At 29.1% G+C, this 11,995-nt stretch carries 9 protein-coding genes; all 9 read left to right on the plus strand.

Annotated elements, in window-relative coordinates; translation table 4 throughout:
* Positions 1 to 168 precede the first annotated feature (168 nt).
* The 9 genes from EHV01_RS01030 (at position 169) to ruvX (ending at position 11,835) form a co-directional block, all read left to right on the plus strand.
* Positions 169 to 723: a hypothetical protein gene (locus EHV01_RS01030; protein ID WP_422065818.1), complete on the plus strand. Its 555-nt coding sequence runs from the start codon at positions 169 to 171 to the stop codon at positions 721 to 723.
* Complete coding sequence (locus EHV01_RS01035) at positions 713 to 823, plus strand: Holliday junction DNA helicase RuvB C-terminal domain-containing protein (RefSeq protein WP_422065819.1); 111 nt, start codon at positions 713 to 715, stop codon at positions 821 to 823. Before EHV01_RS01030 ends, EHV01_RS01035 begins: the two co-directional genes overlap by 11 nt.
* Positions 824 to 888: 65 nt before the next feature.
* Positions 889 to 1,179: a hypothetical protein gene (locus EHV01_RS01040; RefSeq protein ID WP_415745927.1), complete on the plus strand. Its 291-nt coding sequence runs from the start codon at positions 889 to 891 to the stop codon at positions 1,177 to 1,179.
* A 65-nt stretch (positions 1,180 to 1,244) separates the two neighbouring features.
* Entirely contained in the window at positions 1,245 to 4,421 is a 3,177-nt protein-coding gene (locus EHV01_RS01045) for a protein translocase SecDF, variant type (protein WP_422065812.1), read from the plus strand.
* Between the two features lie 25 nt (positions 4,422 to 4,446).
* On the plus strand, positions 4,447 to 4,959 hold the full coding sequence (locus EHV01_RS01050; RefSeq protein WP_422065813.1) for an adenine phosphoribosyltransferase: 513 nt from the start codon (positions 4,447 to 4,449) through the stop codon (positions 4,957 to 4,959).
* Between the two features lie 51 nt (positions 4,960 to 5,010).
* Complete coding sequence (locus EHV01_RS01055; RefSeq protein ID WP_400248519.1) at positions 5,011 to 7,260, plus strand: RelA/SpoT family protein; 2,250 nt, start codon at positions 5,011 to 5,013, stop codon at positions 7,258 to 7,260.
* Positions 7,261 to 7,353: 93 nt separating this feature from the next.
* On the plus strand, positions 7,354 to 8,583 hold the full coding sequence (gene scm1, locus EHV01_RS01060) for a motility-associated protein Scm1 (protein ID WP_422065814.1): 1,230 nt from the start codon (positions 7,354 to 7,356) through the stop codon (positions 8,581 to 8,583).
* A 95-nt stretch (positions 8,584 to 8,678) separates the two neighbouring features.
* Entirely contained in the window at positions 8,679 to 11,432 is a 2,754-nt protein-coding gene (alaS, locus tag EHV01_RS01065; protein WP_422065815.1) for an alanine--tRNA ligase, read from the plus strand.
* Positions 11,425 to 11,835, plus strand: a complete 411-nt coding sequence (gene ruvX / locus EHV01_RS01070) for a Holliday junction resolvase RuvX (protein ID WP_422065817.1) — start codon at positions 11,425 to 11,427, stop codon at positions 11,833 to 11,835. Before alaS ends, ruvX begins: the two co-directional genes overlap by 8 nt.
* Positions 11,836 to 11,995: the final 160 nt, after the last annotated feature.

Raw genomic sequence — 11,995 nt, forward strand, 5'->3', positions numbered from 1 at the left:
CGTTTAAAAAATTTAAAGCAAAATCATAATCTTACACAAAATTAGTTTTCAAATTGTCATATTGATGATTTTTTTTATTTCATCAAGAGTTTTCGACAAAATTAAAGGTATCTTTTTAAAAATATTTACAATTATTTTAATAGGTTATGCAAGAAGTCTATTGATGAAATTCATGCTATTAGTCAAGAAGTAAGCGAAACATTATATCCGGCTCTAGAAGACAATTGTTTAAACTTAATTTTAGGAAAAGATTATAATACTAAAAATGTAACATTATCATTGCCACCGTTTACATTTTTAGCAGCAACAACTTTGTTATATCAAATTCCACAACCATTATTGAATCGTTTTACAACTGTTTTTTATTTTGAAGAATATAGTAATTTTGAAATTCAACAAATTTTAAATAATTTATTTTTACAAGTTGGATTAGTTTTACCAGCTAATGAATTACAATTACTAACAAGTTATATTCGTAATAATCCCCGCACCACTTTGCGGTTATTTTATCGAGTATATGACTATTTGGTTGTTAATTCTCGTTCAATTGATCTTGACTTTTTGACAGAAATTTTAACTAATTTAAAAGTATTTCAAGATGGGTTAGAATGAAATGAAGTTAATTATTTAAAACATATTTATCATCTTTTCCAACAAAAACCAAGTTGGTTTAGGAACATTAGGCCAAATTTTAAATGAACCGCTTTTAACAATTACCAATAATTTAGAACCATTTTTATTAAAAAAGGGCTATTTGTTAAAAACCCCACGGGAGCGGGTATTAACAACAAAAGCAATTGAATTTTTAAAAAAATTAACATAAATTGCTTAATTTTTTAAATAACTTAGTTATAATAATAGTTGAAACTAAGGTAAGGTGTAAATATAATGCAAAATCATCAAAAAGAACAACAACAAATTGCTAATTATGTTTTAAAAATGATTAGTTTAAAAACAGTAGATTTAAAGTTATTAAATCGAAATATTACTGAACAGGATGTTATTAATTATTTATTAAAAATAATTTTAGTTGATAAAAAAATTATTGATGTTAGTGATGCTGCTTATTATATTTTTAATATTAAACTTAACCGGATAATTGAATTTATGAATAATCAAAAAATTACTGATCTAGATTTATCGTTAGATGATTTTAAAGATATGTTTATTAAATCATAGGATTAGATAAGAAATAGTGTACAATATATAAAGAAAAGTTGAAAAGTAGAATAGTGGTGTCAAGCGTGGGAAAGAAAGAACAAGTTAAAATAATTAAAGAGCCAAAAGATAAAAGAGCAATAAGTCGATTAATTATCCGAATCGGAACATTAATTGTTTTAGTTATTGCTATGATTGTTGGTGCGCTTTTTTCAGCGGATAGTTTTCGTTATTCATATCAAACAGGAATTGCTTATTCAGGAGGATATCAAGTTCAAATTGATGTTTTTGACAAAAGAGACCCTAATTATTCACCGGATACTCCAAATGGAGATAGCAAAAAAGGTTTAGAATTATTACGAAATAAATTAGATCCTTTATCAAACCAAAATTTATATTTACAAACATTAGGACGTAATTCGGTTGAAGTTATTGTTGGAAAAGATAGGTTTAAATCTTATAATGACTTAAGTAAAATAATTCAACGATTAGGAGCAATTTACTTAACTGATAATAAGGGAAAAGATTTATTAATTAGTGATAATAATGGAACAAAAGAACGAACACCATTAAGTGATGTTATCTATGGTTCAACAACAGGAGTTGACCAAGCACGTCGACCAATTATTACCTTACAAATTAAAAATCAACAAAAATGAGATAGCATTATTAATAGTTTAAAACCAGCAGAAGGAGGCGGACAAGCACAGCCATTATATATTTGAACTGATATTGGTCAAATGATTGATGATTTACGTCATGATATTGATAATATACAAGCAATTGCAACTTTGTTTAGTGTTGATATTCGTAGTAAGGTTTCTTCAACAGATTGAACAAATATTTATCATATTTTTGATGTAGAATATTATGATACAGGGACTGCTTGAATTCAGCATGGAAATTTGTTAGATTTAGCATTACGTTATCCAATTTCACAAATTAGAACATGAATGGAAGATAGTCGTTTTCGTTTTACAACAGTACCGACAAATCGTTTATTAATTGATCCAAATGATAAAAGTGCTACAACAAATGCATATATTGATCCATTGCGACCATATTTACAAACAATTATTGAATATAATAGTGTTTTGACCGAAGCATATAAAAAATATATTATTAATTGAAATTCAATTAAAATTGGAACTGGTGCAGCCGAAAATTCAAATCAAATTACAACATCAACCGAGACAGAAGCTCGTCAAATTAGTAACTTGGTTAATGGGGGGCTAAGTGGACTAGAATTTACTATTCGCGGTTATCATGAAATCCCACCGGTTGTTTCAGCAAATGTGTTTAAAATTTCAATGATTATTTTAGGTGTTCTAGTTTTAGCCATTTTTATTGTATTATTAGTTTATTATCGTTTATTTGGATTAATTGCCGTCTTAACTTTATTGTTTACAATTATTTCAACCTTATATTTTTCATCTTTATTAAAGGTTGAAATTTCACCAGAAAGTATTGCTGCCTTAATTATTGCTTTTGGATTATCATTAGAAGGAAACTTGTTGTTCTTTTCACGGTATAAACGTGAGCGGTATGAAAATAATATCCCATTTGAACCAGCAATGAAAATTGCTAATAAACAAACAATTGCTGTTTTTATCGATGCTTTAGTTGTTTTAGTAATATTAGGACTGTCGCTATTTTGAACAGGAACTAATAATATTAAATCATTTGCCACAATTTTATTAGTTGGTTTAATTATTGCAATTATTATGGTTTTTGCCGTAGCGCGGTTAATGTATTGAATTGTCATTAAGTTACATTGACAAGAAAAATATCGTTGGTTAAATGTTTCACGATTTTCATTATGAACTTGATTGTTTAAGAAACAATCAAGAAAACTAGCTACGGATGTTAAAATAGTGGATTCTTCAACAACTGAGCTTCCATCTGATGTTGAAGTAAACCTGCCTGCTAATGCTGAAACAGAATTATCTGCTTCAGCCCCTGTAGAAAATAAAAAGCGTAAACAATTAAAACATGGCAAATGAACCTTTTATAATATTACAAAATGAACCCCAATTGTTGGAATCATTTTATTAATAATTGCCTTAGCAATTGGTTTTGCTGGAAAAGCAAATGTTGCTAATACAATTAAACCAGGAATTAATATTACAGTTAATGAAGACTTGTGAGGAACAGATGGGTCTAAACAAGTTCCAGATGAAGTTGCAATTGCCAAGTTAAATACGCAAATTGAAGAGTATCGGCAAATAACACGTCATAATTTTAGTTTTAATATTTATGTGATTAAACGACAAGATACTGGTAATAGTAACCGTATTTTAGTTGTTAGTACAAATATTACGAAGGGTACTTTTGAGCGTGAATTGTTATCAAGCATTGCTTCATTTTATGGTGCTAGCCCGAGTGATACATCATTAGCCTTACAACAAACTGATCCAGTTATGGAAGGTTATATCTTAAAAATTGTGGCAATTAGCCTGGCAATTGGTTTAGCATGTATTTTTGTTTATACATTATTCCGCTTAGATTGAGCACAATTTGTTGGAATGGTGTTAGCCGCAATCTTTACGTTAATTGTTACTATTGCAATTGCAATTATTACGCAGTTGTTAATTACCTTTGAAATGTCAATTGCGTTCTTAACGATTTTTGGGTTTGCAATTGCTTTTGGAACAATGGTAATGGTGCGTGCAAAACAAAATAAAAAAGCAATTAATATTCGTGAGTATGAAACATTCTTTGCCTATATGTCAGAACATCGTGCTCAAATTAAACGTTTACGTCGTGCTCATAAAGTTTATTATCAAGAGGAATTAAAAAAATTAGCAGTTAAAAATCCAGATTTAAAATTAAAAGAATTGAAAAAACAATATCGTGACCAATTGCACCTGGTAGAATTGGTGGCAAAAGATATTAAAAATAAAAACCATAAAATCATCCGAGAAATTCAAAAAGAGTTTCGGATCTATAATTATGAACATAACTTTTTACAAAAAGTTGCTAATATTACAATTAAACAAATGCTACAGCATTGTTTAACATTAGGAATTATGTTTGCAATTTTATTAATTACTTTGGCGGCTTTTTCAGGAACATGATTTGGTTTTAATGTTGTTATTTTAATTGGTTTAATTATTGGGATGTTTGCGACATTATTTGTTGCAATCCCAATTTGAGTAGCATTAGAAAAATATCGTGCGTTAAATAAAATCCGTGTTAAAAATTACTTAGATTCACAACGTGTTGAAGTTGATGAACAAGTTGTTGTTGGAATTAATGATTAATTAACCAAAAAAGGAATTTTTAAAAATGGATCTAAAAAAGTTTATTGTTGATATTCCTAATTTTCCAGAACCGGGGGTTATTTTTCGTGATATTACTCCGTTATTAAATAACGCTTTGGCTTTTAAAACAGTAATTAAGCAATTAGCAGCGTATGCTGTTGCTCAAAAAGCAACAGTAATTATTGCTCCTGAAGCACGTGGTTTTTTGTTTGGCCCAGCTGTTAGTTTTGCTACCAATTTACGGTTTATTCCTGTACGAAAAGTGGGAAAATTACCCCGCGCAGTTATTGATGTAAAATATAGTTACGAATATGCGGCAAATCAATTAGAGATTCATGCCTGAGATTTACAATCAAATGATCGTGTGTTGATTGTTGATGATGTTTTAGCATTGGGAGGAACAGCACGTGCAATGTGTCAATTAGTTAAGCAAGAACAAGCAACAATTGCTGGTTTAGTTTTTGTGATTGATTTAACATATTTGAATGGTAAAAAAGATTTAGATTCATATCCAATTAAAACCCTGATTGAATATTAATGCTAAACGCGATATAATTATAATTATTATAAGAAAAAGGGGTTGTTTATAATGGATCGAGATATTAAATACGAAGAAGTCTTAGCCCAAATTAAGTTGTATATTAAAGATGAAGCAACATTAAAGGAAATTCAGAAAGCATATCAGTATGCTGAAGAAAAACACCATGGGCAAGTTCGCAATAGCGGAGCAGCGTATATTATCCATCCATTATGAACAACCTTTTTTTTGGCACAATGGCGAATGGGACCAAAAACTTTAATTGCTGGGTTATTACATGATGTTTTAGAGGATACTCCTGCTACCTTTGAAGAATTACAAGAATTATTTGGGATTGAAATCGCTAATTTAGTTGAAGGGGTAACCAAAGTTAGTTATTTTGCAAAAGAAAATCGGACACAAATCAAAGCACAATATTTACGAAAGTTATATTTATCAATGGCGAAAGATATTCGCGTAATTATTGTCAAGTTAGCTGATCGTTTACATAATTTAAAAACAATTGGTTATTTAAAACCAGAACGTCAACAAATTATTGCGCGAGAAAGTTTAGAAATTTATTCAGCAATTGCTCATCGCTTAGGAATGAAAGCTGTTAAACAAGAAATTGAAGATATTAGTTTTAAAATTGTTAACCCTGTGCAATACAATAAAATTGTTTCATTATTAGAATCAAGTAATAAAGAGCGAGAAAATACTATTAATCAAAAAATTGAAGAATTAAAACAAATTTTAATTACTGAGAAAAAAATGTCTGTAAAAGTATATGGACGTAGTAAATCAATTTATTCAATTTATCGTAAAATGAATCAGTTTGGTAAAAATTTTGATGATATTCATGATATTTTAGCTGTTCGTATTATTACAAATAGTGTTGATGATTGTTATAAGGTGTTAGGTTTTGTCCATCAGCATTATACGCCATTAAATAATCGCTTTAAAGATTATATTGCTACGCCAAAACATAATTTATATCAATCTTTGCATACTACAATTGCGGCTGATGATGGTCTTATTTTTGAAATTCAAATTCGAACTGAAGAAATGGATGAATTAGCAGAACAAGGGGTAGCAGCGCATTGACGTTATAAAGAAGGGGAAAATTATGATATTGCAAAAAAACAAAAAGATATTGATGAACGATTAGATATTTTTAAACGGATTTTAGATTTAGAAAATATTTCAGTACATGAACGAGATGAAATTCAACAAGAAGTTTATAAACCAGATCATTTAATGGAACAAATTATTCAAAATGATATTTTTTCTTCGTTAATTTATGTTTTAACACCAAATGGGAAGGTTGTAACATTACCATTTGGTTCAACTGTTCTGGACTTTGCTTATAAAATTCATTCTGAAATTGGAGAAAAAACAATTGGAGCAAAAATTAATGGTTTATTTTCACCAATTTCAACTGTTTTAAAATCAGGAGATGTGGTTGATATTAAAACAGCAGCAACCCAAAAACCAAATCATTCATGATTAGTTGTCGCAAAAACATCATCGGCGCTACAAAAAATTAAGAAGTATTTGAAAAAAGAATTAGTTGAAGTAACTAGTGATGCAAAATCAGTTAATTTAGAGAAAATTAAACAAACAAAGGCACAAATTGAAGAATATATTGCAAAAAAAGATTTAAAATGAAAATTAGTTGATTCAGAAACACAATTAGAACGATTACATGCAATTAATTTTAATAATATTGAAGATTTTTTGTTAGATGTTGCTAATGATGAATATACTTTAGAAGAAGCAATTAATTTAGTTTATTTAGATCACGAAACAAGTCAAAATGAAAAAATTTTAAAAAAATTACAAGATAAACAATATAAAAAAGCGCAATTAAAAGATGATATCATTGTCCAAGGTATTTCAAGCATTAAAGTTGTTATTTCACAATGTTGTTTACCAATTCCATATGAAGACATCACTGGTTATGTTTCTAAAGCTGAAGGGATTAAAGTTCATTTAAAAACTTGTCGTAATATTCAAAGCGGTGATAAGCAAGACCGCCAAGTTGAAGTTAGTTGAAATGAAGCAGTTTGTAAAAATAAACAATATGATTGTGCAATTCGAATTGAAGCAATTGATCGGCCTGCCTTACTAGTTGATGTGACAAAAGTATTAAGTCATTTAAATGCATCGGTTCAAATGATGAGTGCTAATGTTTCTGGTGATTTAATGAATTTAACAATTAAAACAATTATTAAGGTTAGTAATGCTGACCGCTTGCAACAAATTCGGTCATCATTATTAGCCATTCCAGATATTAAAGTAGTAGAACGAGTTATGATGTAATTTGTTAATCACTTCAGAATAAATAAAAAATATCATCTTCCTTGTTTTCTTGGTATAATATACCTATAATTATTTAGAAACATGGAGGAGACTATGGCATTAAAGTCTTGACTAAAATTTAGTACTATATGATTTTTAGCAGGAATTGTAATTATTATAGCTGGAGCAGTTGTTCCAACATTAAATCAACAAGTAACAGCCTTAAAACAAGAAATTATTAATTCATTAAGCGTTAAAGGATTAAACCCTAATCCATTAGAAACTTTACAGGGAGATAGTGCTTATAATATTTTAAATTTTTTATTATCATATGGTTCTTTTCAAGCAGTTTTTAGTTTAAATGGATTTGCTCTTTTTAAATTTTGAGTAATTGATTTATATATTTTTGTTCCTATTTTTACATTAATTGCAGTTGGAACAGCAATTTTTGTTATTGTCTTACTAACAAATATAACAGCAGCACATTGAAAATGAAATGTTCGTTTATTAGTTGGTAAATGAATGATAAGAATTGGTGGCTTTACTTTATATCTATCCTTATTTTTAGGATTATTTTTTATTGCCATTGCTGATGGTTTTTCTTTTGTACTGCGTGAAAAACTTTATTGATATAATTTAACTAATGGTCAAGGATTGGCAACTTGAATAAACAATGTACAATATCAACCAAATGTGTTTTCAATATTAGGTTTAATAATTAATCAAGATGGCTTAGGAACGCTTTTTGCGCAAGCACCAACAATTATGCAAGCAGGAACAGTATTAATTATTTTTGTGATGCCCCTTGCTGTTGCTAATGTTGTGATTGGATTATCAATTCGCATTGCAATTGAATTATTATTACCATCATCAGCAGGACACCGTGGTGGATTTGTAACTCATTTTATGCAATGATTAGGATACATTAATATTTCTTCTCGTCGGGAACTTCGTCAACGCTTAGGAAGCAACATTGGAATGATTTTATTAATGATTGGTTTTATTGTAATTATGATTTTCCCTGCCTTCACGTCAACAACGGGGTATGTTAGAGCTAACTGAATTCTTTTAGTAGTTGCAATAGGATTAATGATCATTAGTTTTATTCCCCTTTATTTTATGTTGTTTTGTTTAGCACGTTTACAAGAATTTTCATATAATTTATTAATGTTTGTTCAAATGCTAACATGATTAGTAATTGGTTTACTTTGACAAACCTTAATGTGAACAATATTTCGCCAATATTTTCAATATCCAGCCGTTGTGCCAGTAATTACAACTTTCTTCTTTGTTAATATTTTATTAGTTTCGTTTTATTTATTGGTTCGAGGATATCGAAAATAGGCTTTTAGTAAGAACTTCTTTGAAATAAAAAAGTTTTTTTCGTTTGGTATGCTATAATCCTATTAATTAATTATGAAAGAGAAGGGAATATTAAAATGACAAAATTTACAGCAAATGCAATTCGAAGAATGTGGTTAGATTTTTTTCGCAGTAAGGATCATTATGAATTATCTTCAGTATCATTGATTCCTGTTGATGATCCGTCATTATTATGAATTAACTCTGGTGTGGCGACGTTAAAGCCATATTTTGATGGGCGAAAAACACCACCATCACCACGCTTGACAAATTCACAAAAATCAATTCGAACTAATGATATTGAAAATGTTGGTTATACAGCACGTCATCATACTTTGTTTGAAATGCTTGGTAATTTTTCAATTGGTGATTACTTTAAAAAAGAAGCAATTATGTATGCTTGAGAATTTTTAACTGATAAAAAATGAATTGGGTTTGATCCTGCCAAATTATATGTCACAATTTATAAAGATGATCAAGAAGCTTATGAAATTTGACGCAATGTAATTGGTTTAAGTGATGAACGAATTATTAAAGGTGATAAGGATACTAATTTTTGAGAAATTGGGACCGGACCATGCGGACCTAATACCGAAATTTTTTATGACCGTGGGGAAAAATATGATCCTGAGCAATTAGGATTAAAGTTATTGCAAGATGATTTAGAAAATGATCGTTATTTGGAAGTTTGAAATATTGTTTTTTCACAATATAATAATGGTGATGGGACATATACTGACTTACCACGAAAAAATATTGATACTGGTGCTGGATTAGAACGAATTACTTCAATTATTCAAGAAACACCAACTAATTTTGAAACTGATTTGTTTATGCCAATTATTAAAGCAGTTGAAAAATTAGTAAATGGAAAATATCATTATGATGAAACAGCATTGTTTAACAATGATTCAGAACAATTAAAAATTAATACTGCATTTAAAGTAATTGCTGATCATATTCGGGCAGTTACTTTTGCAATTGCTGATGGTGCTTTTCCGGGGAATAAAGATCGCGGTTATGTTATTCGGCGTTTAATTCGTCGTGCTAGTTTATATGGGAAAAAAATTGATTTAACAGAACCATTTTTATTTAAATTAGTGGGAACAGTAGTTAACATTATGCAAGAATATTATTCTTATCTAGTTGAAAAACAACCAATTGTTGAACAAGCTGTGTTAGATGAAGAAAATAAATTTTTAAGAACATTAGAACAAGGAAACAAACTTTTTAATGAAGTTAAAACAAAATATGGTACGATTTCAAAAGAACATGCCTTTCGTTTATTTGAAAGTTATGGTTTTCCAATTGAATTAATTGAAGAAGAAGCACACGAAGCAGGGATTAGTGTTGATCGTGTTGGTTTTGATGAATTATTAGAAAATACGAAAACAATTTCACGTACTAATCGAAAAGATATTAAAGCAATTCATTTACAAAGCGAACTTTTTACCAAGTTAGATGTTGCTAGTCAATTTGTTGGGTATGAACATGAACAAGTTAATAATACAGAAATTGTCTTTATGTTTGCTGATGATAAACCAGTCACAAAATTAACTAATACAACAGGATATATCATTTTAAAAGAGACACCATTTTATGCTGAAAAAGGGGGACAAGCTGCGGATCACGGATTAATTTTAAAAGACAATACGACAGCTTATGTTCTTGATGTACAACAAGGGCCAAATAAACAGCATTTACATTTTGTCAAAGTTGAAGGGACACTTAAGATTAGAGATTTGGTCAATGCGTCAATTGACAGTGATCGTCGTTTTTATACGCGGAAAAATCATTCAGGAACACATTTAATTCATGCTGCTTTACGAGAAGTGTTAGGAAACCATGTTGTGCAAACTGGTTCTTATAACGATGATGAACGTTTACGAATTGACATTACACATAATCAAGCAATTACACCAGCGGAAATTACAGATGTAGAAGCTTCTGTTACAAAAGCAATTAAGGCTGCAATTCCTTGTGAAGTTATTTATACTGATATGCAAACAGCATTAGATGTGCATCATGCTTTAGCTTTTTTTACAGAAAAATATGATGCTGAGGTTCGAATTGTTAAATTTGGTACTTATTCTTGTGAACTTTGTGGAGGAACCCATATGACTAATTCACAAGATGTTGAAGATTTACTAGTAACTGGTTTTGAATCAAAAGGAGTTGGAACATTTCGAATTCATGCTATTACCTCAAATAAAACAATTGCTAGTTATCTAAATGAACAATTTTTAAAAGAAAAAACTGAAGCAATTAATTATTTTGATAAGTATAATCAAGGTAAAAAAGCATTACTTGACCAACGTTTAGAGCAAACTTGAGAACAAATTAGTAATTTAACTGTTTCAAAAACAAACTGAAAACAGTTAAAAGAGTTAGTAGCACAATTTAAAGAAGATTTTAAACATTGACAAAAACAATATGATAATATTTTAATTCAACAATTTGTCAAACAATATAATACCTTGTTACCACAAACTAAAAATGGAATTAATGTTTTAACTCATCAATTTACAGCAAAAGTTGATATTAATGCTTTAAAAGTGTTAATTGATGATTATAAAGTTCGATATCAAAACTTACTAATTTTTTTCGTTGATGTTAGTGATGAAAAACAAGCCACATTAATTGTTGGTGTTAGTGATGATTTACACGATCGTTATCAAGCTGGAAAAATTATTAAACAATTAAATCCATTATTAGGTGGTAAAGGTGGCGGCAATAATAGTGTTGCTCAAAGTGGTTTTAACAATAAAGACAAAACTTTACTTGTTAAATTATTTGCTGACCCGCTAGAATTTTTAAAACATCATGGCTAAGTATTATTTAGGAGTTGATGTTGGTAGTAAAACTCTAGGCTTAGCAACAAGTCGGGGACTGATTGCGACTGGGTATGGTGTTTATCGCTTTCCAGAAAATGATTTTGCACAAGCAGCGCAATATTTAGCGGAGTTAATTACAACAAACCAATTTAGTGATATTATTATTGGTTATCCAAAAAATATGAATAATACAATTGGACCTTGTGCTTTAATGGTTAATGATTTTGTTGATATTTTAAAACCATTATTAGAAGCAACGATAACAATTCACTTAGTTGATGAACGGTTAACAACACGTCAAGCTCATCAAATAATGTTAGAAGCAAATCTTTCGCGCCAAAAACGAAAACAAAAAAAAGATAGTTTAGCAGCGCAATTAATTTTAGAAGCATATTTATAACAGAAATAAAAGAGTTATTCTCTTTTATTTTTTTAATGTTTAATTATACAAGTATTCTTTAATTTTGTCGAAAACTCTTGATGAAATAAAAAAAATCATCAATATGACAATTTGAAAACTAATTTTGTGTAAGATTATGATTTTGCTTTAAATTTTTTAA

This window comes from Spiroplasma sp. hy2 (genome assembly GCF_044714365.1).
Classification (GTDB): Bacteria; Bacillota_I; Bacilli_A; order Mycoplasmatales; family Mycoplasmataceae; genus Spiroplasma; species Spiroplasma phoeniceum.